Origin of the sequence: Lutibacter sp., from assembly GCF_016342705.1 — a bacterium.
Lineage (GTDB): Bacteria > Bacteroidota > Bacteroidia > Flavobacteriales > Flavobacteriaceae > Lutibacter.
This window is the reverse complement of sequence record NZ_JAEINV010000007.1, coordinates 1-26,367: the sequence shown is the minus strand read 5'-3', so window position 1 is coordinate 26,367 and position 26,367 is coordinate 1. Positions and strand designations below refer to the sequence as shown.

The window sequence follows — 26,367 nt, the reverse complement described above, 5'->3', positions numbered from 1 at the left end:
CTAAACCGTTTTTTTTATGTTCAATTTAAATGAAATTCTTAAATTTGAGTACCAAAGTGAACACGTTTTGGAACACGATTTACAAATGAAAAAGAATTTTTCTCTCCCAAAAATTTATACTGCTAACGGAAATTTAAAGAAGCGTTGGTATGTTTATTTCTCCTTTAGAAATCCTGAAACTGGAAAGTTAGATAGGATGAAGAATATTTATGGTACAGCAAATACTTATAAAACTAAAGAAGATCGTCTCTCAGTTTTAACATCCTATAGAAAAAATTTAATTAGGTTATTAAAATTAGGCTTTAATCCTTTTGAAGATAATGTAGGCCTTTTTCAAAAAAATAACAGCATCATCACCATTAATAAAAGCGCAACAATGTTGCAACAAAGTATTGCAACGTCTGTTGATCCCGTTGCAACAACAGGTAAAACTGTTGAAAATGATGTTGCAACAGTTGTTGCAACCGCTGAAATTCCTAGCAATAGCTTAATTACAGCAGAAGCAACAAATCTTCAACCAGTTGCAACAAACTCAAAAACGTTGAAAGAAGCTATTGACTTTGTATTAACCATTAAGGAAAAAACTGTTGCCAATTCTACTTACAAGGCTTACAAAGGAAAAACCAATACCTTTCAATTATATATAGCAAAACAGTATCCACAAGTTAAATATATCAACCAGCTAACTAAAAAAATGGTATTACATTTTTTAAATGATGTATTACAACGAACTACTGCTAGAACTAGAAATAATACCAGAGTTGAATTAAGTAGTGTATTTCAAACATTGGAGGACAATGAAATTATTGATACTAACTTTATAAAAAATATTCCCGTATTACGTTCTACTCCCGAAAGAAATAAAACGTATACCAATGAAGTACAGGAAAATATTTTTAATTTTTTAGAAGAAAAGGACCCTAATTTATTATTGTACATTAAGTTTATCTCTTATAATTTTCTTCGCCCAATTGAAGTCAACCGGCTTAAAGTTGGTGATATCAATTTAAAAGAAAAAACGCTCCGTTTTAAAGCTAAAAATAGTCCGTTTAAAACCAAAATTATTCCCGACATTTTAATAAATGACCTTCCAGATCTTTCTGAATTAGACAAAGAAAATCCATTGTTCACTCCTAAAGGCTTGGGAAAAGTTTGGAAAACATCAGAAATAAACAGAAGAGGTTATTTTACAAAACAATTTAAGGACATTGTTAAAAGTCATTTTAATTTAAGTGAAGATTATGGTTTATATAGTTTTAGACATACATATATCACAAAGCTTTATAGAGAATTGGTAAAACAATCCTCCCCTTTTGAAGCTAAAAGTAGATTAATGTTAATTACAGGTCACACCTCTATGACAGCTCTAGAAAAATATTTGAGAGATATTGATGCTGAATTGCCGGAAGATTACTCCAACTTGATTAAATAAAAATGCTATGAGCGAAAAATCTTTAGATACATTTTATACAGAATTGGTGAAACCAATATTTCATAATGTTGCTTTTTATATTCCAAGTGCAATATTTCCCGCAAAGTATTTTAAAAGTATTAAAAGTCAATTGCCTCCTCTTTTTTTAGATGAAATATCTATTTTGGATGTTCATTATGGAATTGGAGCATTTGAAATTACTGAATTTAATGAACGACTGATTAAAAAGCCAAAACTTTTTGAACACAACATTTTTCAACTTTTAAAAATTCAAAGAGAATTAAGCCCTTTTGAATTTGAGTATATTTTGCATAAATATTTTGATACGATAGAATTTTATACCGCATTGGTAGATTGGTTAAGTGTAAATTTATGCATTTATAATAAAGACGGAATTGATGTTACAACTATTGGTTTATTTGAAATTCAAAATGAAGTCTATAAAACACATTTTTCTGAATTAATCAATTGCTTTTACAATCCTGATGAAATTGTATTAAAACAATATTATGATATTTCGGAAATAGTAAAAATATATCTACCAGATCTTGTATCAACAATTGATCTCTATAACATAAAACTGCCCAACGATTCCATTGTTGAATTACAAAACAAAGAAGTTAAAGAATCAGAGAAAAATAATTCTAAAGAAAAGAAGCAACCTAAATTAAAAAATAAAATAAAAAAAGAGCCATTAATTGCAGATCAAGAAGCTACCCGTTTTTTATTAAGTACTGTTTTTAATATAAATTTAGAGTAGCATGTGTTGCAACTAAAATTTAGTAATTCAACAAAAAAATAAAATTATACATCAATTATACGTTTAATTTACGCTTAAATATGAAAAAAGATAGAAAAAAAACAGAAATATGTATACAATGCAACGAAGCTTATATTCCAACAAGAATAGGAGTTCAAAAATTTTGTTCCGCTTCGTGCAGATCTCGGTATTGGTTTGTTCACAACCAAAAATCAACGTTGCCATCAAAAGCACTATCAAAAAACTCAGATCTATTGGAAAAACAACCCGTTGTTAGTGACCAAAAACCTACTAAAAAAGAAAACATAAGTGGTACTGGAGTAGCCACTTCAGCTTTGGGAGCAATTATTGCAAATGCTGTAACAGGAATTGCAGTAAAAGTATTACGAACAGAAAAAGACGAACCAGCAACAAAAGGAGATTTAATAAATCTTGAAAATATGATAGCTAGTAGATATTTTGAAGTTCATAATATTTCAAGAGATCTTTATGGCAGAATTCCATATTTTGACATGAGCACTTCAAAAATTGTTTATTATGATGAATACCAAAATACATTTATATATCCACAATATGATTTGCATTAATTAAAATACAAATCCAAAGTAGAAACACTTTTTATAGTAACATCCTATAGAAAAAATTTAATCCGGTTATTAAAATTAGCTCATATGCATCCAACAAATACGCATATACAAGATCTTAAATTAAAATTTAATTCATTTAATTGAAGTTCCTTTACTGTATACATGAACAGTTCAAGGTTAAATCATAGTACAAAAAAAAAGACTAAAGTTACACTTTAGCGCTTTATCATTTTAAGTAAAGAAACACAATACTACTTCAAAAAAATCTTGTTTTAAACGAAGTTAAATACGGTTTAGCATTGCTATAAAAGCTACAAATTACAGTGCATGCTAAAAAACTTCTATACTTAAATGAAATACTAAAAAAAACCGCTTTTGGATAGTTTTATAAAACCTCCAAAATTTACCGGTCTATAGGTTCCTGTATCAAAAGCAGTACCTACATAAACGTCAAATGGAACGCGTATCATTTTTGAAAGTTCAACAGCCAATATCCCCGAAAATTGTGTGGGTCTTGGATTGTATTCCGTTCCAAACCAACCAACATACGAAATATGACTTACTAAAACACTGTAGGATACTTTTTTAAACGTACCTGAAGCACCTATATTTACAGCCATAAATCGGTTATCACCATCAATAATACCGCGGGTAATTCCATCCGCATCTATAGGTTTTGTTGTAAAATATGGAGAACCTATGGTATTTCCAAAATACGTCCAACCAGATTGATATACCCCATTATTAAAATAATTATCCATACCACTAGCCGCATGTGGTATGCCATTTTCATCTGTATAATGCGGCGCATTGCCACTTACATTTTTAGTATAGGTGTACTCTAGCACCAACTGCTTCACTAAAGGCTTGTCCTTTTTAAAAGTCATTAAAAGTCCATACAAGGCATCGGGATAGTTCATCATCTCCCTTCCGGATCTGTCTTCAAATATATGAGAATAATAACTTTGCCACGTGGTTTTTTCACCCGTATGCTGTACCTGTAATTGATAACTCCCTAATTGATTTCCCAACACATTTATCTGATCGCCTCCTAAGGCATCACTTCCTCCTGAGCTGCCTGTAATCACCCGAAGGTAATTTTTAAATCCACGGGGTTGCTTGCCAAAAACATCAGAAGTACCTGCCCATTGCGCATAATGGTTCAACCCGGTAATGACCTCCCAAGAAGGATTCAATTTGTATTTAATAAATAGACTTTTACTATGCAAGCGTGCGTTTTGTACACTTCTTTTATCATTCAACACATAATCGCCATAATTTCCTTTTACAGACAACCAGTGTTGCGCAAATGGCAAGGACACAAAATGCTTTAAATACAAATTGTATCCGGGATACGCACGCGCATTCGTAGATTTGGTAATCGTACCATTAGAGGAAGACAATCCCTGCATTTGCTGTGCATCCCGTTTAATCCCAAGGGTAAGACCCCACGATTTATACTGTACATCACTGTACAATTCATCTATAAAAAACGCGTTTTTTTCAGCAGTATAGGCAGTGGTCCCTATTTTATATTCCCAATGAAAGTATTGGGTAGGTTTTAAAATTTTCCCAGCAATGGCCGTATACAGCACGGTGCTTCGCTGCTGCGGTACAGTTCCATAGGTATTGGCATACAACCAAAAAGGCACGGTATTTTTAGTGGCTTGAGTTGTTTGCAATTCCACCACATACTGTGTTCTAGGTTCTTGTGCTATTGCATTCCAGATGCAACACACACTGAAAAGCACTAGCCAAAGCCATTTTGTTCCCCACATATTAATTTAGTGCAACCAACGTTTCCACCATGATTTTTTTGGTAGGTTTTCACCATAGCCATAGCCATAGCTATAACCGTACCCATAGCCATAGCCTCTTTCAATGTTGATATCATTCATTAAAATGGCCATATTTGGTAACCGTTTTTCATTGTACAAGTTTTCTGGTATTTCCAGCAAACGTTTGTCTAAATAATTGGCACGAATCACATATAAACACAAATTGGCATGGTGACTTAACAACATAGTATCTGTTACCATCTTCACCGGTGCAGTATCTACAATTACATAATCATAATGTGCCTTTCCATAAGCCAACACTTCATCAAAACGACCATTCATTAACAACTCTGAAGGGTTTGGAGGCACCACTCCTGAACTTAAAATATCAAAATTACCCTCGGCAAAATGATGAATAATGTCTGGTACTTTTATGGTATCATCCATTAAAAACTGAGTTAACCCTAATTTTTCGTTTAGATTTAAGTACTCATTCAATTTGGGTTTCCGAACATCTGCTCCTACCAACAATACTTTTTTATTAGACAATGCCAACACGGCTGCTAAATTTAATGCTAAAAATGTTTTTCCCTCCGTAGGCAATGTGGAAGTTATAAATATCACCTTAGAAGGATCTTTCACGCCTGCCAGCATAAAATTAATATTGGTACGCAACATTCTAAATGATTCTGAAATTGCATCTTGATGATTATCAGATACTACCACTTTGTGTTCCGATTTGGTATTTGGAATTTCCCCTGCAATCGGTGCTTTTACTTGGTGTTCCACATCTTTTATAGAATGTACCTTATTATCCAGTAAAAAGCGAATATACAACACTACAAAAGGTACTAAAAACCCTAACAATAAGGCTACTACATAAATTACTTTTCGTTTTGGACTTACCGGAATGTTACTGCCATCAGCAGCATCTATTATTTTGGCATTCGGTACTGTTACCGCCAAAGAAATGGCATTTTCTTCCCGTTTTTGCAACAAATACAAATACAAGGTTTCTATAATTTGCTGTTGGCGTTGAATGTCTCTAAATTCGCGTTCTTGCTTTGGCACTGCGCCAATTTTAGAATTAAAGCGACGTTCCTGCTGTTCCGCATCTTTAATAGCAATGCTTAACGAGGATTTTAAATTCACCAAGCCTTGTGAAATACTGGTTCTTAATTGACTTAACTGTGCATCTAAATTTTGAATGACCGGATGCTTGGCGCTAGACCCCTTTAAAAGTCGGTTACGCTCTAATAATAACTCATTGTAACTAGTACTGTTGGCACTTACCGATCCATCTTTCAATCCTAAATTGGCAGGTATTAATTTATCTTCATTAGCAGCTAAATATTCCCCCATATAATTGGCCAGTTTTAACTGGGTATATAAATCTACCACCTTTTTTTCTACCTCTGCATTGCTTTCTAAAGCAATCCCCGCTTCCGAGATAATGTCGGTTAACTGATTGCTGCTTTTAAACGTTTCTACCCCTTTATCTACCGTAGATAAATCTTGTTCTATCACTGCCAAGCGTTCATTTATAAACGTAGCCGTATTGTTTCCAATCAAATTTTTATCGGTAATCGCTTCTTTATTGTATTGGTGTACTAAATGGGTTAAAATATCTATGGCCTTTAACTTTACCGGATTTTTTATGGTGAGCTCAATTAAACTAGATTTTTTATACAATAAATCCACCGTAATCATTTTACCATACCCTTCCGCCACATTTTTTAAAGGGCTCAGCGTTACAATAATTTCATCTTCCACATTTACCTGCTGCACATCTGCAGGTGTTACCGTAATATCCCCAAACTTGGTGGCTAGTTTTTCTCCAAATACCTTCGCACTGGTTGTTGTACCATCACTGGTTTTTAAGAAGTAAGTAGTCGCTGAAATTGCCTGAATAGAAAAACTGGTATCGCGTTGGTAAAATAGGGAATCTTTGCTTAAAAAGTTCACTTTAAATGGAACGTTATTTCTATACAACTCTGCTTCGCGTACCCTGCCCTTTCTAAAATAGGCTACATTTAAGCCCAGCTCTTTTACCACATCTTCCATTAAAGACCTGGATTTTAACAAACCAATTTCAGTTTCTATCTGTTTTTTGGTAGATCCCATCAAGCCTAAATCTTCAAAAGCGGACAATTCTGAAGGCAAGCCTCCAGCCGTTTCATCATCAATTAAAATAGCGGATGTTACTAGGTATTCATTCGGTGTGTAGCGCAAATACAAAAATGCCGCCACTACTGCCAATACTATGCCCAGTGCAAACCATTTCCAGTGGTACAGATATTTCTCTATGATTGCCCGATAATCCATCGGTTCTTCGTCTAAAAACAAGTAATTTAAAGGGTTTTCCTGCTGTTGCATCGTGTTTAATTTTATCGGGTAAGAATGGCTATTAATGATATAAGGGTGGAGATAGAGGATAAAATAATACCTGCATTGGCTCCTACCGCTGATGAATTTATTTTCGCCTTGTTCGGTTCTACATAAATCACATCATTTTGCGCTAAATAATAATAGGGTGAATTGAACAACTTTTTATTGGTCAAATCTATGGTAATAAAGGTGCGTTTCCCTGCTTCTTCCCGAATTAATAATACATTGTTTCGTTTCCCTTGTATGGTTAAATCGCCTGCCAATCCCAAGGCCTCCACTATAGTAATCCGTTCATTTGGAATGGTATACGCGCCCGGAGATTTTACATCGCCCATCACTGTAATTTTAAAATTGGTGATGCGTATATTTACAATAGGCTTTACCAAGTAATCTGTTAAGGTAGTTTCTAAATAATGCGTTAAGGCCATGGGTGTCAGTCCTTTTGTTGAAACCGTGCCTAACACTGGAAAGTGTATGGTTTCTTCTTTACTTACTAAATAAGGCAAAGCTTTTGGCATCCCCGTTCCTGTACTTTCAAAAATATTAAAGGTAGCTGCGGCCAACGGGTCAATGCCCGACACATGAATGGTGATTAAGTCGCCTGCCTGTAAGGTTGGTTCATAATTTAAAAGGCTGTCTTTTATGTGTGCCGAGGCTGTATCCTGAAAATACACTACTTCTTTTGAAGAAGCACAGCTTCCTAGTACCAAGGCCAAACAACCGATGGCTATCCATGTTTTAAATTTATTTCTCATTATTTCTTTATTTTATTATTTGTTGTATTCAATGCGCTTATAGTACTTCATTATCAGCTTCCTAAAACGCATTCTCTTCTTTTTTAAAAAACACCTGCCAAACGGTGAGCACTATAATTTTTAAATCCAAAAATACATTCCAGTTTTCTATATACCAGATATCTGCGGTGGCTCTGTTTTCCATAGCGGATACGTGTTTGGTTTCTCCTCTAAACCCCAATACTTGCGCCCAACCTGTAATGCCTGGTTTGGCAAAATGACGCACCATAAACTTATCTACCAAAGCACCATATTCATCGGTGTGTTTTAACATATGAGGGCGAGGCCCCACAACAGACATCCCACCCATCAACACATTCATAAACTGTGGAAACTCATCCAAGCTTGTTTTGCGTAAAAAACTACCAATTTTTGTAATCCGTGCATCATTTTTAGTGGCTTGTAATTGGTCGGAGTTCCCATTTACCGTCATACTTCTAAATTTTAAACAGTGAAACACAGCGCCGTTTTTACCAGAGCGTTGTTGTTTAAAAAATACAGGGCCTTTGCTAGATATCTTAATCAATACCGCTATGATCGGGAAAAGCCAACTCCCAATCAACACCAACACCGCCGTAGCAAATACCACATCAAAAAAGCGTTTTAGCATTCTATTGGATAAGCTTTCTAAAGGTTCTGCACGCAATTGTAAGGTGGGAATATTCTCTATGTATTTCATAGAAAATTTCTGAAATAAATACCCCGAAAAATTAGGTACAATATGCGCCCGTATTAAATGATTGTCGCAATATTTTAGAAAATTATTGGTTAATTTAGATTGACTTCCAGGCAGTGAAATAAGCAGTTCATCTACATGGTGCATATCTAAATAATGGGTTAATGCATCTTCCGTTCCTTTATAAAAGGCTTGTAAACCAGCAGGTACAGGGCCTGATCCAAAAGCAGCTACTATTTTATAGCCATTTTCTGTTTTTGAAAATGCATGGGTTATTAAATGCTCTAATGGTGCTTTAAATCCTACAATGGCAATGGTTTTAAAATTATTTCCTGCGCGTCTATACGCTTTAAAAAGTATCATGAACATCACGTGCCAAGCAACAAACATGATGCTGAACAACACCATGGTCATGGCAAAAAAAACTCTGGAAAAATGAGCCGCTTTAATTACATACAATACCGCCGCACACACCAGTATAAATAATCCTAATGCTTTTACATTTTTAGACACTATTTGATCTATATACAAAAATCGAGGAACATCAAACAATTTATAATTGATGGAAATGATAATCCATAATACATACCACAACCCAAAAACACCATAAAACAATACTGGGTCTGGTAATTGACCTCCAAATTGTACATAGGTAGCTGTTAAAAATGCATTTAGCAGTAAAATACCATCTATGAATAAGGTAGGTATCGGCAAATATTTGGCACGTCCTTTTGGCATAAGATTTAAGTTTTATTATTATTTAATAACTTAATATAGTTAAGAAAGTACCTTATTATAAAAGTTAATTAATTTTTTAGATTCAAATTCCCATGATAATTCTTTTAAGACACGATTATAACCAAATTCACCCATTTTTAATCTCAAATTTGCATCATCAAGAAGTAACATAATTTTTTCAGCGAAATCAATTGTATTGTTGGCGTAAAAAGATGCTTCCTGTGCTGAGAATCTTCCTTCTTTTAAATCATATTGTACAATTGGCTTTTTTAATGCCATGTATTCCATAATCTTATTCATTGTACTTAGGTTATTCATTTCTGTTGGCTTATCAGGGTTTACGCAAACATCTGCAGTATTTAAAACATCCAATAAAACCTGATCTGATACTCTGCCATAAAAATCAACATATTCGGCCAATCCTTTTTCATCAGACATCTTTTTTAATAATTCCAAATCAGAACCACCACCAACAATAGCCAATTGCACATCTTGACGTTTTGTTACTATATGTTTCATACTATCCAACAATAAATCAATGCCTTCTTGTTCTCCAATAACTCCTAAATATCCCAATAAATATGTTCTTCCTTTCTTAAATTCCTCTTTTGGAGCTTGCAATTGAAGCCTATCTAATTTAGGTCCACTGCGCACCACTTGAACATTCTCAGGTTTCATTCCTCCTCTTTCAATTGCTATTTTTTTATAGGATTCATTCGTTGCAATACTTGCTACGGCATGTTTAAAAGTCTGTTTCTCGAAGTATTTCATTAAATTATAGAAAAAATCCTTTTTATCATATTTTGCGATATATAATTCAGGGTTGATATCATGATGATCAAATACATATTTAACTCCTTTGTTTTTAAATAATTTAGCAGTCAGATAGATTAAGTCTGGTGGATTGCATCCATGAATTACATGAAATGGTTTCTTTTTATAAATCTGTTTTGCCAATTTCATTTCCCAAAAAATGGCTGCTCCATATTCAAATAAATAACCAATTGCTCCGCGTGCTTCGAATGGCAATGGGTGCCTATATATTTCGATACCTTCCAAAACTTCATAAGAATTTGAATAACCTTTCATTTGTGGACAAATAATTGAGACCTCCATCCCGTTCTCTTTTAATGTAGTAGCTTCTTGCCAAACTCTTCTGTCAAATGGGACTGGAAGATTTTCAACGATAAATAAAATATGTTTCCCTTGAATATTCTTCATGATTTTTATTTTAATACGGTGTCTTCATTTGACACATAATTTTCTTTATTTAGTTTTTCTATAGACCAATTAATGCCTATATAATTTTCTCTTTCCAAAAGAGTATCATCAATCCTTACAAAATCAATAATAGTTTTATCGGTTACATTTCTTAATAGTTTTACAAACTCTACTTCATTTGTATTTACAATTAATACTTCCGAAGAACTTACCAATTCATTCAAATCAGTTACTAATAGTTTTGATAAATGTGGAATTCGTGCATCTATATAATCTTTGTTGGTACCTGTCAACATCGTCAAATTTATATTCTTATCATAAATACTTATAGCGGCTCCTTTACCTAATAAAGCTTCAACTACGCGCACCGCAGGGCTATTACGTAAATCATCTGTCCCCGCTTTAAAGCTTAAACCTAAAAATCCTAGCTTCTTGTTAGGGAAACGCTGTATCATTTCAATAGCACGTTCTATTTGGTTTTCATTTGTTAATCCAATACTATCTACTATTGGAGTTTTCACATAATGGTCGTGTGCCAACGTCTGAAAGCCTTTTAAATCCTTTGGTAAACAAGAACCTCCATAAGCAAAACCTGGTTTGAAGTAATAATTGGAGATATTTAACTGCTTGTCTTTACAAAAAATATCCATTACTTGATGAGAGTCAATATCTAAAGCCGAACAAACGTTACCAACTTCGTTGGCAAAAGATATTTTAAGTGCGTGAAACGTATTATTTACATACTTCATCAACTCTGCTATCTTTAAATCAGTCACTATTATTTCACCTGGTAACTCACGATACAAATCCGCTACTCTTTCTGCAGCTTTTTTGTTATCTGATCCAATTAAGGTTAAGGGAGGGTTATAATAGTCTTGAACAGCACTTCCTTCACGCAAAAATTCAGGATTGTCAACCACAGCAAAACCTTCATTCCTTTTTTTTCCTGAAGCCATCTCTAAAATAGTAGCTACTTTATCACACGTACCAGGCAATACAGTAGAACGCAAAACCACAATATGAAAATCATTCTTATTTTTAATGGCTTTCCCTATATCTTCTGCAACCTTGAAAATATATTTTAAATTTAAATGACCTTGAGGTGTAGATGGGGTACCTACTGCAATGATACTAATCTCCGTTTTTGTAATAGCCTCAGCTGCTTTTGTTGTAGCTGATATAACTCCACGTTGGAATTGTTCTGCTATTATTACATCAATATCCTTTTCTATGATGGTAGGCTTACCTTGATTTATTAAATCTACTTTATTCTGATTTACATCAACGCCTATAACATTGTGACCATTTTTTGCTAAACACCCTAAACTTACGCACCCTACATAGCCTAGACCAAATATGCTAATATTCATTTTTAAAATTTATTTATATTGAAAACCAATAATTAACTACTCTTTTACTTGTATGCAATTTTTCTCTCATTTTAATAAATTTACCTGGATTACCACCAACGACATTCATTTCTGCAACATCTTTTGAAATAACACTTCCTGGCAAAACGACTGCTCCCATTTTAATAGTAACACCTGGCATTATTAATACATTAGAAAATATTATTACATAATCTTCAATTATTACTGGAGCCCCCTTTGTTACAAAATTTAAATCATTTATATCATGACCCAAAGTGTAAATTTTTGTATCATGAGCAATAACAACATTATTACCTATACTAATATTCCTTCGATTATCTATATAACAACCCGAATTAATAATCGTATTAAAACCAATTTTTAATTTTCCAAAGGAAAAAAATCGAACTGCTTGTATACTTGAGTTTTTACCAATATTGAATCTTGCTATTTTTTGCAAAAAAAAACGACAACGTCTAGTAAAGAAAATTATATATAAAAAATTATAAATCTTTATTAGAATATAAAAGGCTTGTAATTTATTTAGCTTCATTTTTATTTCTATATTTTAAAACCTTCGCCGGTACACCTCCAACAATAGCATAATTTGGAACATCTTTAGTAACCACTGAACCAGCTGCTATTATAACGTGGTTACCTATATTGACTCCTGGGGTTAAAATTACGTTCGCTCCTAACCAAACATCATTACCAATAACAACTTCTTTTTCTTCATTTGCTTGCAAAGCAATAGGAATATCCAAAGAGCTATATCCGTGATTTTTGGTGTAAATCTTCACATCGGGTCCCATTATTACATAATCACCAATTTTTGTATTGGACTGAATAATACAGTTTGTCCCAAGCTCTGAATAATTCCCCAATTCCATAAACATTGAAACGTCCGCATTTCGTTTTACTCTAACATTTTTACCACATTTGTTTAAGAATCCTTTAACTAATAGCTGTCTTAATTGTGGAGAAATAATTGCATAAGGGCGATATATTTCCGCTGTAAAACGGAATAAACTGATATAAAAGAAATAAAGTATTTTACGAATTATCATTTTGATATAGATAAAGTTCTGAATATTTTAAAGCGACTAACATTGGACTTGTGGACCAGCGAAGATATGATTGTTTATATATGAAGTTCCGTACCTTCTTATAGTAAAAAAAACCTTTTTTGTCATAAAGAACATTTAATGTATTTTCAATAACCTTTTCAAGCAATTCTTTTTCACTCCAATTTAACCATAAACCTACAGTTGCAATTGTTTGAATAGCTTGGGCACAATTCTGAGCTTCTATCGGGTATTTATCACTTTCTATGAAATATTTCGGATAGCCATCTTTGGTAAACATGTTGGATATGTAAAACTTCCATGCTTTCTTTAAACACTCATAAAGTTCTTTTGATTTATAACCATGTGAATAAACATAAGCTAAAGATTCAATAATAAACCCACTATGAAAACCGTCAATCCATTTCCCTTTCGATAGACGTGAGTAATACCAGCTTCCATCTTTATTTTGTTCTTCTATTAGTAGTTGCACTAGCTGTTCAATTATGTTAATATCTACTAGTTTACGTTTTGAAGTATAATTAGCTTTACAAAGGAAATAGGCAGTTAATGCATTTACATTATATGTAGGTGCTTTCTGGCCTGGGTAATATGAGAACCATCCTTTATACCCTTCATCCTTAAACTTAAATACACTAAAAAGCGATTCAATTATTTCTTTTACTACACTTCCAGCTAATTTGTCATTATTTATACTAATATACTCACAAATGGAAATGCCTGTCGTGGCTGTATTATAAATATTAGGAGTATTAGAATCAGCATTAATGAAACGCGAAGTGTACGGAAAGTTTAACCCCCATACCATATTATTTCCATTTACTTTTAGCTCAAAAATCTTTTCGTAGGAGTTTCTGCTCTTCTCATTATTTTTTTCCAGAGAGAAATACCACAATAAATCTGATACTAGCTTAGTATGAACCATTTTTCTCATGCCAAACCAATGCAAATTCAAAGGAAATTTTAAATTTATTTGGATGGCAATTCTTCTTAGTAAATCAGAACGATTTGTGATTTTATCAATCCAAGCGCAAGTTAGAGCATCAAACAAATCAAAAGATTGATAATTCATTTTTTCAATATGAATAATACTTGATGAAATAATAGTATCAATTTTATTTTTCATTATTAACTTGGCTATATAAATTACATATTCTTTCCCTTACATTTTCAGGGCTAAAAAGAGAGCTCTTTTCAATATTATTAATTGAAATCTGTTTATATAATTCATCTGAATTCACTAAAAATTCAATTTTATCTGAATACACCTTAGGCTCTAAACTTTCTATAAGAAAACCGTTTTCTCCGTTAATAACTATGTCTGGAATACCTCCAATTGGTCTTGAAATGATAGGTAGACCATATATCATACCTTCTAATAAAGTTAATGGCAAACCTTCAGAATAAGAGGGTAAAAACATAATATGAGAATTATTTAGTAAATTGTGTTTTGTAGTTTCTCCAACGTAACCTGCCAATTCAATAAATTCATCATCTTTTATAAATGATTTAACATTAACTACCTCTCCACCATTACCTGCAATTATCAACCTGTATTTTTGTCTATTCTTATTCAAAATTCGCAAAGTTTCTATAGCAATATAAACCCCTTTTGCTTTTTCAAGTCTAGATAAAAAAAGTATATTAATGCAATCCGTTTTTTTTATGTTTTTCGGTTGTTGATTTGTAATATATTTATTTTCTGCACTATTTGTTTCAATAACAATTTTATTATTATAACCCATTTTTCGAAGTTTCATTTCAAATACTTCTCCCAATACAATGGTCGTTTGAGCTTTTAGAAATGTTGCTTTTAATACCCAGTTTAAAAATAGATTTTCAATAATTTTTTTTTCATACGTCTCTTCCCAACCATGCCAATAAACAATTAATTTTTTTGAAAAGAATAATGAAAGCCAAGCAAAAACAGAATCTCTAAGAAATGATTTCCTATTTAAAGATGGATTAATATGTACTATATCAACAGAAAAAATTTTATAAACAAACTCAATATATTTTAATGGCATTCTTAAAATAAATGGAAGTCGATTTTTTATTATAAAAAGTGAAATATTTTCATGATTACTCTCAATCTTCAATACATTGAAAAGAGATGAAACACCACCTGTTAAATTTAACTGGGGTACATTAATTAATATTTTCATATTAAATATATAAATTTAAGAGTTTAAAGAAAAAATCTAATAGTTGAGATTATATTTTATTAAAGCCAGAGAAATATCAAAATCACACGGAACAATCTTATGGATGGATCTAACTCTAAGTATTAAGTTTAATTCTTGTTATAATATCAAGTTGATTTTTCTAATAATGCTTGATACTTATTAATCATTAAATTAAGATTAAATTTATTTTTTGTAGCAATGGATATTTTTACATTATCAAAATTTGTAATCAATGTCTTTTCCCATTGAACAGCAATATTTCTGTAATTTGTATTGGATAAATATCCATTAACTCCTTCTAAAATCATTTCGTTAGCGCCTCCAATATCTGTAAGCACACATGGCAAGCCACAACTTAAGGCTTCTAGCGTAGCTATTGAAAACGTTTCAACACCATTTGATGTTAAGGTAAAAATATCCGAAGCCCAATAAAATGGACGTACGTCTATTTGGTTCCCAGCAAAAATTACTTTTTCCGATAAATTTAAATTAGTTACATACGTTTTAATTTCATTTTTTAGAATTCCATCACCCACAAAAAGCAAAAAAATATTATGTATTCCTTTTTCGTTCAATATATTAAATGCATCAACTGCTGCCTTATGATTTTTCTCAGCTCTAAATGCAGCTATTTTTATAATAACTTTAGCATCTTTAGGTATTCCGAATTGGGCTCTTATTAATCCAGTTTCCTCTAGCGTTTTTGGCATTCGCCAGTAATCAGTATCAACCCCATTATAAATGGAAGTGAAAAAATTACGTTTAATTTTATATTGTTGTGTTGTATATTCTATTTGATTGTTACAAACTGTGACAATTTTATCACTATTTCTAATAAATTTAGAATACATTTTCATCAACAAATGATCCTTTTTATTTCTGTGTATTGTAGTGTGATAAGAAATAATTCTTGTGATTTTTTTTAAATTAAATAAATTTGAAATGTGAGTTAAAAAAAATGAAAAAAATCCTACACAAAAAATTAAATCAGGCTTTAAGTTTTTAATAAATTGTCTGGACTCTACTAATGGTTTTAAATCAAATTTAGAATTCCTAGAGAAAATTTTCAAATTCACTTCTTTATTAAGTTCAGTTGCCAATGGATTATTTTTTGAATAACTAATTATCGTACAATCCAATTTGGAGTGATCAAGTTTATTAACTAATGAAATAAGAAATTTCTCAGCACCTCCTGTTTCTAATCCATGAATTGTAAATAATATTTTCTTTTTTATAATTTTCATTTATATAATTCTAAAATTCTTTCTTTTCCAAAATTGAATTGGCTTGAATCCATATTTCTTATATTTTCAGAAAATTGCTTGTGTTTTATTTTATCTATAATGAAAGTCTCGATTGCCGTGGCAAATGATTCTGCATCAGGTTTTGAAATCATTCCAGTTATTCCACTTTCAACATATTCATGTAAGCCTCCCTGATTTGAAACAATAATTGGGGCGCATAAGGCAAGAGCAGTCATTATAACACCGCTTTGAGTTGCATCTCTATATGGACAAACAATAAGTTGTGAAAGATTTATAATTTCACAGAGTTTGCTGTTGGATAAATGATCAAATATATATTTTACATTCTCAAAAGTATATTTTTCAATTAAATTCTTGGCTAAAAGATCATTATTTGGAGAACCTGCGATAATATATTTAACCTCTGGGTATTTAACATTTAAAATATTAATAGCATCTAGGAAAATATCAACCCCTTTGTATTCTGAAATTCTGCCAATAAATGTGATGTAAATTTTGCTTGGGCTTGATTGCCCATAGTTTGTATAAAAATTATACGGCTTTAAATTTAATGCCATACATGATTTCTTATATCCATATTTTTCTAAAAAAATAGATTTACTAAATTTTGAAAACACTACATATTTATGTACTTTCCTATAAAACATTTTTCGTGCAAATAAATTTTTTATGATAATTTCTCCAGAATGCTGTACTGGGTCATGCACGTTCATAATTAACTTCTCTTTATTAAAATTCAATAAAAATGATAATGCAACCAATCGTACTGAAACATCATCAAAATGAATAAAATCTGGTTTTAATTTTTTAATTTGCTTTAAAAGTACGAATGATTTATTTATTGAAGAAAATGAAATGCTTTTGGGGTGATGATGAACAAAAAATTGAAATGACTCGCAACCTTCAATATATTCAATAAATCCTTTGTAATCTTGTGAACTTAATAATTGTTTTGCATTTAAAAAGGTCGCATCCTTAACTAATCTTTTTACGTTTAAAATATTTGTGTTTTTAGAATGAGGATCAATTTCTATTAAAACATGAAGATCAACATAATCTTTCACTTCTTTAATATATTCCAACGCTGCATCCAAGAAACAAACTTTTGTTATAAACAATACAGATGGCTTCATAGTTTTATTTTTTTATAAGAATATTAGTATTTAAAATCCCTGTAAATCTGGCATATATGGTAATAATTAATATTGAACTAATAAAAAAACCCATTGGTGGAATATTTGGAAAAATAGCATATTCTGAAATTGTAATACACACAATTGTAAAAAATAGAATTACAAAAACTGAATTACGGAAAGAGCCTAATAAATTTAATTTTTTATACATTAGGATAATACTTTGTAAGATGTAAAATAGAATAAATGATACTGTAATAGATATTACACTTCCTTTTGAGCCGATATGCTTAATTAAAAAATAACTCAAGAACGTATTAAAAAATAAATTCATAATATTTAACCACATATCAAGCTTTTCATTATTACTTGACAAAAGAACATATGCTTGCACTAACGATAAAGAAAAAGGTATTAAAGCAAAAAACATATATTGAGTTAACTTTATGGCACCTAAAAATTGACTTCCAAAAAAATATTTAATAAAATATGGGGCTATAAAATATGCCGATAAAGTTGTAAAAACACTTAAAGTCAAAATTTGTAAATATGCCTTTTGAGAAATTGATAAGTAAGTGGATTTATCAGAATAATACTTAGACATTAAAGGATAAATTGTAGCTAGTAAAATTACTGGGATAATTTGAGCTACAGAAAAAAATTTGAATGCAATTTCATAATAACCAACTTCTGTCTTGTCTACTAACTTTGATAATAATAAAGCGTTTATTCGCCAAAAAATAGTACTTACAGACCCAATAATTATAAATATTCTTCCCTCATAAATTAACGCTCTAATTTTTTTAAATTTAATTGGGTGATTAATTATACTAAGTTTGAAAACTTTACTAATTTCATTTTTTACAGAATTTGTTAATGTATAAAAAGCTAGTATTAGTGTTAAAATTCTAAAACCAACTAGCAAAAAAAGAAACTGAAGAAATTCAAATGGCAGAAAGTAAAATATTATTACTAATATCAATTTTATAAATGCTTCAAATAATGTTATTTTTAGAATAAGGTATTGAGTTTTATTTGCAACATGTAATGCTTTAACAGAATAAATTAAATTATCAAAAAGCACATTAATCCCTAGAATACAACTTATTTGAACAATTAATAATTCGTTTGCATATAAAGAATAGGAAAGAATCATTATTATAATAAAAGCAATAAAACTAAGTAATACTTCTGTTGTAAAAAAGTGCAATACCGAATAATCATTTTCACCCTTTTGCTTAACATATTCTCGAATAAAATAATTAGCCAAGCCCATTGTTGAAAATGCTCCAACAATTTGGTAAAGTGAATTTCCAATTACATAATCTGAAAAATTATTAATTCCAATAGCTTTAGCTAATAGTATAAAAAATATACCCAAAAAAATATTTTGTAGCACATTGGATGCAATGCCAGAAAATGCATTTGAAAAAACTGATGTTTTATCTATTTTAAATTTTTGTTTCGACATAATCTATGTCCAAATTTGAGGTTTTTACTTGTTAGGTTGAATTTTGATAAATAAAGAAAACTGCATAGAATCAGTAGGGTTACACCAATTCGTTTATCTCCTAATGAGTCAACTGTTATGAAGCCAATTATCCATGAAATTACTCCAGCTTCTAGAAGAAAAATAGAATTTTCATTTTTCCATTTCATTTTCTTTCTATAAAATGGATTTACTAAATATATAATAGCTCCGAGTATTATAACAAACCCAAAAAAACCATATTCTACAAGCCACAACAAAAAACCGCTTTCAGGGTGGTTATAATAAATTTTTTCATCATTAACTTTCCAAAACTGATCTGGATCATTTTCTTCAACAAACCCTTGATAAGTTCCTGTACCAATACCAGTAATTGGTTTTTCTAAAAAAATATCATAAGCTTTAATCCAAATTGAGTATCGAAACTGAAGATCAGATTCAGTATCGTCCATTCTTTTAAAAACTAATGAGTTTTCACTTAAAAATACGGTTACTAAAGCAATTATTGATATTAGAATTACATTTATAATTTTCTTGGTTTTTATTGTTTGTCTAATAATAAAATAACTAATACCTATAACAAATCCAAAGAGGGCTCCTCTTGAACCAGTTGAAATTATACTAATCGCAACTAAAATTCCTGCGTACAAATATTTTTTTTGTATAAATTTTCTTTTAAAACTAATTGAAAAAAATAGGAATGCAGTCATGCCTAAAAATTGTGCAAACTTTTGAGGATCTTGAAATGGCCCAGGGTATCTGATTCCTTGATTGGTCACATTAGAATTTAAAATTGAATATAAAGTGAAATCAAGTCCAAATACTATTTGAAAAGTTAAAAATATTACGCAACTTAGAAAACTTATTACTATTGTGGGTTTTATCTTAATAAGATTATTTTTTAGACTAACATATGAGGTAAATATTATAAAAAAAAATAGATAGTTTAATTGCTGTAGCAACCTCAACAAAGATAGTTTTGGGTTTATAGAATTGATACTACTTATAACCAATATAATAACAAATAATAATAAAATAAATTTTATTTTACCTGAAATTTTAATAGATCTACTGTATTTACTAATAAAAAAAAATGGCAAAATGAATATTGTAAGAGCATCAAATAATTTTATGCCTAAAGCACCTGGTGGAATTGAAAAATCAATAAAAATAAATGTAATTAAGATTAATTGAATATATCTTTCAACCTTATCCTTTGATCCTAAAATCACTATCACTAAAAGCGAGAACAATAAAAAGATATATAAAGAACCGATTACCATAAATATATTTAATTATGTTTTTATATTATAATTCCCTAGTATTTAAAAAAAAATTAGCCTTTGCCTATATAGCAAAAGCTAATTCTCATTTGAAAAATAAACTATACTTAATAATTCAAAATGTACAACTATTAGTTGTGAGGACAACGTTGGATAGCCACAAGTGCTACCCTTAAATAAAACATTTAAAATAGTGTTACAAATTCCCTTTAAAAGCACCTTTAAATTAGATACTAATTGGGCATTGCTTTGGTTGTATGCTAAGTGCATCATTTTTAAATTTCACAGATATTAAACTAATTTCACAGATATTTTTAATCATACAGAAATGGTATTTATCACCCTTTTCCATTTTAGAGATTCTTCGCCAAAATTTATGATAAGGCCTACTTCTTTATGTGTAGTTTTTAAATAGTTAACTACTTGTTTTGTTAAATTTTCTTTCAAGCGATTCACACATTTTATTTGCAGTAAAATATGGTCAAAACAAACATAATCCGCCACAAAGTATTGATCTAACGCTTCTTCATTATAGTAAATGGGTAACTTTTTATGTTGTTCAAATTGTATATTTAATGTCGTAAATTCTTTAGCTAGCGCTTGTGCATACACCTCTTCAGAAAACCCACTTCCCAAATTTTTATGCACCTGAATGCACGCGCCAATTATTTTATACGTTTCTTCTCCAAATAGTAATTCACCGGCCATTTACAATACTGCTTTTCTTATTCATAAAGTTTGTATAATTTGTTTTTAAATTCCTGGCAATTCCACCAAGGTAAATACGGCAAATGACCACGTAATGGTAATAAGCACTAGTGCGATTAATAAAATAATTTGAATTCTTTTCATAGTTTTCATAGTTTTCGTTTTTTTAATTTTCTGCAATTTCTTTTTCAAGGATTGGAATGGTTACCGTAAAGGTACTTCCAACACCTTCTTGAGATTGTATGGTAAGTGTTCCTTGGTGTTTGCTTATAAATTCTTTGCACAGTAATAAGCCCATACCTGTACCTTTTTCGTGGTCAGTACCTACTGTACTATGGAACTGTTGCATTTGAAATAATTCAGCTTGTGCTTTTTCTGAAATACCAATCCCTGTATCTCGTATTATTATGCTTGCTTCCGTTGCACTGCCCGTTAAGTTGATATGTATTTCACCATTTCTATTGGTAAATTTAATGGCATTAGAAACTAAGTTTCGCAATACTGTTTTTATCATATTGGCATCACATAATAAGGATACTTTAGGCGCTTTATGCACGTATATAGTGATGTTTTTGGCCTTCGCAATTAAATGGAAATGTTGAAGTACTTCTGTAATTAGGGTATTTAATACGCAGGTTCCTTTGGTTATATTTAAAGTACCTCGTTCAGCACTAATCCACTCTAAGGTGTCTTCTAATAAATGAAAGGTGTTTTTTGAAGTGATTTCAACATAACTAATATATCGTTCTACCTCTTCTTTATTACAAATTTCAATATTTTCTTTTAATAAGCTAATAAAGCCTAAAATAGTATTGAACGGACTTTTTAAATCGTGTGCCAATACAGAAATAAACCTACTTTTATCTTCATTTAATACTTCCAGCCTATCGGTTACTTCCTGCAGTTTCGCATGGGTGTTTTTTTGTACCGTAATATCCTTTAAAAAGAACCCTATTTGATGGTCTGCTAATACTTGTGCTTTTAATTCAAAATTTAATACGGAAGCATCTTCTTTTATAAACGTAAGTTCCTTACAGTGCACTTCACCACTTAAAAGTTTGTGTAGGTTACATGCGGTTTGTAAGATTCCTACTTTTGAAAAAAATGTTAAACTCAGCTGTTCGCCAGTAAGCGCTGCTAATTCCATACCCGTAATCTCGCAAAAACGTGTATTGGCAGTACAAATTACTCCTTGTGTGGTGCAAATTACAATAGCTGTATCTGGCACATCATTTAAATGAATCATGTGAGCTTCGTTGTTAAATTGGCTACTTGCCTTATTGATAAATGATGAAAAACCTGACAATTAGTGCGGTTATTTACTAAAAAACTGTTTTTAATTTGTAGTGATATTTGTTAAGGTAACTATCACCCCTAATTCTTTTAAAACCAGTTGCATTCTATGGTTATTTATTTCTTTCACCACGCCATTTTTTCCTTTTAAAGGTCCCGATGCAATGGTATGGTTGTCTCCTATTTGTATGGCTTCTACATTGGAAACTAAAACACTTCCTTTTAAAAAGTCTTTTAGTATGGTAATTTCTTTGTTGGGTACTTTTGCGGGTGCTCCTAAATAAAACAAATATTTTAATACGCCCGGAACTTCAAATACTTTGTTACGTTCCTTATCTTTAATTTTAATAAAAATATAGGTGCTTATTAAAGGGGTTTCTACCTTCTTTTTACGATCCGACCATTGCTTTAGTATGGTAATGGTAGGACAATAAACCTCAAAACCATTACTTTCTAACTGTTGCGCAATTTTTATTTCATTCTTTCGTTTAACACATAAAACAAACCAATCCATTTTGTTGTATTTAGGGTTTTTAAAATGAGTTGTTCTATTTACACTACTTTATGTACGCTCATGGCTTCGCCACTAATAGTCACATTATTTTGAACAACAATTATACATTTGAAGTATCAAAATTGATGAATAAAAAGGATTAAAGTTTACGGGTTTCCGTAAAGGGGTTCTTAATTTCTATTTAAACAAATTGACTATACTCAACTATTTTAATGGCTTCGCCCTTAACAACCCCATTTTTTAATTGGGATTATTTAAAGTTTTACCAATTTGGCTTTCAATTTTAAAATGAAATCATCTCTTTTAAAGAAGGTTACATATCATTTTTTAATTTTTACCAACACATTTTTTTTTGGGTATGTAGCATTTTTTTTTGGACTACGAATATATTATTGTTTGTTGATTTTTATAATGATAATTATCATTTTAGCATTATAAATAATTAATCTAAACAAATACATCAACAAAACACCATTTTCAATACAAATAACATAGTTACTGTTTTTAAAAACAAGGAGTTATGTTAGGAAATTTACTGGTATTTATTTTAAAATAAGTGCATAAAAAACCATTTCATCTGTTGCACTAGCTACTACATTACTGCTTTTTGAATGGCGTTTTGTTTTTAGAATGTTCACTATAGAAACCTCATATAAAACTGATTGGTATCATAAAAAGCTCAGTGCCTAGATTTGGATTAAATTGGTTGATGTTTTCACTAAACAAATTATCATTTTCAATACCAAAGCCTACTAAAAATACATTTAAAAGCTACCTCCTGCTTTCAATCCAAATGCCAACCTAAGAATCTTCACTTGCTGCTATGGAGTGCGAGAAATCTGTGAATACTTGCGTTTCAAATATCACATACACTTTATCATTCACAATAGACAAACCTAATCCTACATTTTTACCTGTGGTTCCGTTTAATGAAAAGGTTTGTGTTTCTGAACCACCTGCTTCTTCGGCCCACTAACCCCATATATTGGCTGTTGCCGTAAATAATCCATGACTTCCTGAAGACGTAGGATTGATCAAACTAAAGTTATTATACACTGGGTATATAACAAATCTTGTTTAATGAATATGATTGCTAAAAAGAAGGTTTTAAAAAAAATTATAGTATATTGCAGTAAATATTGTATAACACATCAATCTAAATTCTGAACACGTTTTAGAACACGTTTTGGAACACGTTTTTGCAAAAGCAGCATCCACAAGCCCAGTAAAATGGCGATTTTCATTTTTCTGGCTTTAATTCATAACCCGGAGGTCTCCAGTTCAATTCTGGATCACGCTACAAAAAAACCCAAGCAATTTGCTTGGGTTTTTTTTATTACTTTATTAAAAGATTACGCTGGATAATTATTATATGGAACACTTGCACTCCAACCTATTTTAGAAATAACAGATCGTTCTCTAGAGGTAATTAATCTTCCTTTATACCAGTAATAGGTAATTTTAGATAGTTCCGTCATAAATTTCTTATGAAGCACCGCATAATTATCACCCGTATATTCTTCATTCATCTGGGCTATTAATGCATCAATTTGATCCATCATAGTAGTGCCGGTTTTTACAAACTTATTTTCTATAGTTAAGTTCATATCTCCAAGACTAATAGTTTCGCTCATATTTGAATTTGGGTAGGGATCATTTTCATTTAAAACGCCGTCATCATCCATATCTGGATTATTAATATTGATATAAATTAAATCTACAATTCCTGTATAAGAACCTGTTGGGCTTAACAATAAGTTCGTGTTTTCAGCTTCTAGATTAATCGTATAAATAATATCACATCCATAAACTGAAGTTGCTATTAATTTATTGTTCCCTACATATTCTATCCCATGAGCAGTTCCATTTGAACATTGCGGTGGATAAAATGAAAATAATAAATTATATAAACCTTCCATTAAATCAATGGAATATAAGGAAACAGGTCCACTTGTATTTCCACCACCAGTTGCATACAGCAACTGATGATGATCAAAGTCATAAGTTAAACCTACGCCTCCATTCTGAGGAACATTACTAAATGCACTCATGGTATTAGTTGTTATATTATAGGAGTTAATTTCTCCTCCTTTAAAAACAACATAAAGGATACCCTGATCATCAAATGTTAAATCTTGAGGTGAAATTTGGCCTTCTACAGACTCCATTTGATCAATAAAAAGTACCTCTCCATTTTCTCTATTATATGTGTATAGACTTCTAGGAGTGCTTGAATTATTTTGTTCAGCCCCTAAAAAATAGAATAAACCATCATTAGAATTATAGTCAAAAGCAAAGTTGTAATTTTGCCCCGTATTTCCAGTAAAACCTTCATTTAATGAAATAGCATCATTAGACGGATTATAACTATATAAAGCTATATTTTCACTTGAATCCCAAGCGAATAAAGCATATAACTCCCCTGCTTGAACACTCTCTGATGGTCTTGCACTGCTAACAGAAGCATCACTTTTGATAGCATTTTCTGGTGACATTGTTATTTCTTCGTTACAACTCGAAAAAAAAGTGGCTATTAAAAGAACCACCATACTCATTTTTAATTGTTTCATAATTATTAGTTTGATTGTTAGTGAATAATTGGTTTAATTCATAATTAAATTACAAAGTCATTTTAGCATGCAATGATTTTTTTATGTCAGTAGTTTCGTGAAATTCTGTATTAAAAATACAATTAAATTATAATTAATTCAGGCTTTTTTTTAAAATTTTTAGCACTTTTAATATGGGAAGTATTTGAAAAAGAGATAACTACTGGTTTAAAAACGGTATTCCATACTATGAAACAACGCATATTTTAAAATAAGCGGATAAAAAACCCAAGTACAAGCTTGGCTTTTTTTATTTGTTTATTGAAAATTTATAGGAGATCATTCATAGCAACATCAACATGGTATGCAAGCGCTTAAAATCATCCAAAATTAGTTACTCCTTAAACCCTGCTGTGGTAAAATGTAGCCCTTTTAAAAAAGTTTTTACACGTTTATCTGGCCGAAACAAAATGCGTCGTTGTTTTACAGATTTAACGCTTAACGCTTCTTTGGTAGTTTCCCCATGGGAGCTAATACTTATTTGAAAACTCCCTAAAAATCCAAAACGCACAATTTTACCAAAGCTCAATGCATCTTTAATATTATGCTCTAAAGCTAATAAAACAAGATAACAATCGGCTACGGAAGCCGTACATTGCTCAGAGGTTATTCTTGCCAAATCTTCAAAATTAATTTCTCCTGTAGCCTTGGTAGCAACATAATAGTTTTCAGGATTTTTAAGGTCTCTTGGGTCTCTTTTCTTTACAATTTTTAGTGGTAATGCCATTTTTATAGTAATTTAAATTTATGTAATATCTGATTGTTTTTTAATTGCTGAGTACTATTGTAAAACCTCTTATTAGTTGCCATTATTTAACCGCTAAGTGTAAGAATAACGTCTAGACGTTTACACTAGAACGTCTAGACGTTCTTTCAATAATGCCTAGACGTTATTTGTCAACTGCTTCGCGATTTTTATAAATTCCTTTATAAAATTTAGACAATTGCGCTATAAATACTAAAAGCTGTTGGTATATAACTCGTTATTCGAAAATACGAATTTTTATAAAGTGACAAAAATTAAATGACTGCTTGCTACTCTTTTTTAACTGCTTTTG

Annotated in this window: 23 protein-coding genes and 1 pseudogene; 3 read left to right on the top strand and 21 right to left on the bottom strand. The window is 30.9% G+C overall.

Features of this window, described 5'->3' with window-relative positions; translation table 11 throughout:
• Positions 1–16: 16 nt before the first annotated feature.
• The 3 genes from JEY78_RS08095 to JEY78_RS08085 all read left to right on the top strand — a co-directional run bounded on the left by JEY78_RS08095 (position 17) and on the right by JEY78_RS08085 (position 2,779).
• On the top strand, positions 17–1,432 hold the full coding sequence (locus tag JEY78_RS08095; RefSeq protein ID WP_291849319.1) for a site-specific integrase: 1,416 nt from the start codon (positions 17–19) through the stop codon (positions 1,430–1,432).
• Positions 1,433–1,439: 7 nt separating this feature from the next.
• Positions 1,440–2,192 (top strand): hypothetical protein, encoded by a 753-nt coding sequence (locus tag JEY78_RS08090; protein ID WP_291849316.1) that lies wholly within the window; start codon positions 1,440–1,442, stop codon positions 2,190–2,192.
• An 80-nt stretch (positions 2,193–2,272) separates the two neighbouring features.
• Complete coding sequence (locus JEY78_RS08085) at positions 2,273–2,779, top strand: hypothetical protein (RefSeq protein WP_291849312.1); 507 nt, start codon at positions 2,273–2,275, stop codon at positions 2,777–2,779.
• Between the two features lie 359 nt (positions 2,780–3,138).
• Here the strand turns inward: JEY78_RS08085 and JEY78_RS08080 are convergent, their stop codons facing one another.
• The 21 genes and pseudogenes from JEY78_RS08080 to JEY78_RS07980 all read right to left on the bottom strand — a co-directional run bounded on the left by JEY78_RS08080 (position 3,139) and on the right by JEY78_RS07980 (position 26,036).
• A complete protein-coding gene (locus JEY78_RS08080; RefSeq protein WP_291849309.1) occupies positions 3,139–4,557 on the bottom strand; it encodes a capsule assembly Wzi family protein in 1,419 nt (472 codons plus the stop codon).
• Positions 4,558–4,563: 6 nt separating this feature from the next.
• A complete protein-coding gene (locus JEY78_RS08075) occupies positions 4,564–6,933 on the bottom strand; it encodes a polysaccharide biosynthesis tyrosine autokinase (protein WP_291849306.1) in 2,370 nt (789 codons plus the stop codon).
• A gap of 11 nt (positions 6,934–6,944) precedes the next feature.
• Complete coding sequence (locus JEY78_RS08070) at positions 6,945–7,655, bottom strand: polysaccharide biosynthesis/export family protein (protein WP_291849303.1); 711 nt, start codon at positions 7,653–7,655, stop codon at positions 6,945–6,947.
• Positions 7,656–7,761: 106 nt separating this feature from the next.
• A complete protein-coding gene (locus JEY78_RS08065; RefSeq protein WP_291849300.1) occupies positions 7,762–9,153 on the bottom strand; it encodes an undecaprenyl-phosphate glucose phosphotransferase in 1,392 nt (463 codons plus the stop codon).
• Positions 9,154–9,192: 39 nt separating this feature from the next.
• On the bottom strand, positions 9,193–10,374 hold the full coding sequence (locus JEY78_RS08060; protein ID WP_291849297.1) for a glycosyltransferase family 4 protein: 1,182 nt from the start codon (positions 10,372–10,374) through the stop codon (positions 9,193–9,195).
• A gap of 5 nt (positions 10,375–10,379) precedes the next feature.
• Positions 10,380–11,744: a nucleotide sugar dehydrogenase gene (locus JEY78_RS08055; protein ID WP_291849294.1), complete on the bottom strand. Its 1,365-nt coding sequence runs from the start codon at positions 11,742–11,744 to the stop codon at positions 10,380–10,382.
• A gap of 13 nt (positions 11,745–11,757) precedes the next feature.
• Positions 11,758–12,297, bottom strand: a complete 540-nt coding sequence (locus tag JEY78_RS08050) for an acyltransferase (protein ID WP_291849291.1) — start codon at positions 12,295–12,297, stop codon at positions 11,758–11,760.
• Positions 12,284–12,811 carry a DapH/DapD/GlmU-related protein gene (locus tag JEY78_RS08045; RefSeq protein ID WP_291849288.1) on the bottom strand — a complete coding sequence of 176 codons (528 nt, stop codon included), beginning with the start codon at positions 12,809–12,811 and terminating at the stop codon, positions 12,284–12,286. Before JEY78_RS08045 ends, JEY78_RS08050 begins: the two co-directional genes overlap by 14 nt.
• A complete protein-coding gene (locus JEY78_RS08040; RefSeq protein WP_291849285.1) occupies positions 12,798–13,955 on the bottom strand; it encodes a hypothetical protein in 1,158 nt (385 codons plus the stop codon). Before JEY78_RS08040 ends, JEY78_RS08045 begins: the two co-directional genes overlap by 14 nt.
• Complete coding sequence (locus JEY78_RS08035) at positions 13,945–14,994, bottom strand: glycosyltransferase family 4 protein (protein ID WP_291849281.1); 1,050 nt, start codon at positions 14,992–14,994, stop codon at positions 13,945–13,947. The genes JEY78_RS08040 and JEY78_RS08035 overlap by 11 nt, the downstream gene beginning before the upstream one ends.
• 146 nt (positions 14,995–15,140) lie before the next feature.
• Positions 15,141–16,259: a glycosyltransferase gene (locus JEY78_RS08030; protein ID WP_291849278.1), complete on the bottom strand. Its 1,119-nt coding sequence runs from the start codon at positions 16,257–16,259 to the stop codon at positions 15,141–15,143.
• Positions 16,256–17,413 carry a glycosyltransferase family 4 protein gene (locus JEY78_RS08025; protein ID WP_291849275.1) on the bottom strand — a complete coding sequence of 386 codons (1,158 nt, stop codon included), beginning with the start codon at positions 17,411–17,413 and terminating at the stop codon, positions 16,256–16,258. The genes JEY78_RS08030 and JEY78_RS08025 overlap by 4 nt, the downstream gene beginning before the upstream one ends.
• Positions 17,414–17,417: 4 nt before the next feature.
• Positions 17,418–18,884 (bottom strand): oligosaccharide flippase family protein, encoded by a 1,467-nt coding sequence (locus JEY78_RS08020; RefSeq protein ID WP_291849271.1) that lies wholly within the window; start codon positions 18,882–18,884, stop codon positions 17,418–17,420.
• Positions 18,860–20,185 (bottom strand): O-antigen ligase family protein, encoded by a 1,326-nt coding sequence (locus JEY78_RS08015; protein ID WP_291849268.1) that lies wholly within the window; start codon positions 20,183–20,185, stop codon positions 18,860–18,862. The genes JEY78_RS08020 and JEY78_RS08015 overlap by 25 nt, the downstream gene beginning before the upstream one ends.
• Before the next feature lie 78 nt (positions 20,186–20,263).
• The gene (locus tag JEY78_RS08010; RefSeq protein ID WP_291849265.1) at positions 20,264–20,458 is read right to left on the bottom strand and encodes a hypothetical protein; all 195 of its coding nucleotides are present in this window, start codon (positions 20,456–20,458) and stop codon (positions 20,264–20,266) included.
• Positions 20,459–20,503: 45 nt separating this feature from the next.
• Positions 20,504–20,893, bottom strand: a complete 390-nt coding sequence (locus JEY78_RS08005) for a GxxExxY protein (protein WP_291849262.1) — start codon at positions 20,891–20,893, stop codon at positions 20,504–20,506.
• A 166-nt stretch (positions 20,894–21,059) separates the two neighbouring features.
• Positions 21,060–22,139, bottom strand: a complete 1,080-nt coding sequence (locus JEY78_RS08000; RefSeq protein WP_291849259.1) for a PAS domain-containing sensor histidine kinase — start codon at positions 22,137–22,139, stop codon at positions 21,060–21,062.
• 90 nt (positions 22,140–22,229) lie between these two features.
• A complete protein-coding gene (locus tag JEY78_RS07995; RefSeq protein ID WP_291849256.1) occupies positions 22,230–22,700 on the bottom strand; it encodes a UpxY family transcription antiterminator in 471 nt (156 codons plus the stop codon).
• Positions 22,701–23,501: 801 nt separating this feature from the next.
• Positions 23,502–23,612, bottom strand: a pseudogene (locus JEY78_RS15780) (hypothetical protein); the annotation flags it as partial.
• A 440-nt stretch (positions 23,613–24,052) separates the two neighbouring features.
• Positions 24,053–25,270: a hypothetical protein gene (locus JEY78_RS07985; protein WP_291849251.1), complete on the bottom strand. Its 1,218-nt coding sequence runs from the start codon at positions 25,268–25,270 to the stop codon at positions 24,053–24,055.
• Positions 25,271–25,643: 373 nt separating this feature from the next.
• Positions 25,644–26,036, bottom strand: a complete 393-nt coding sequence (locus JEY78_RS07980) for an HU family DNA-binding protein (protein WP_291849248.1) — start codon at positions 26,034–26,036, stop codon at positions 25,644–25,646.
• Positions 26,037–26,367: the final 331 nt, after the last annotated feature.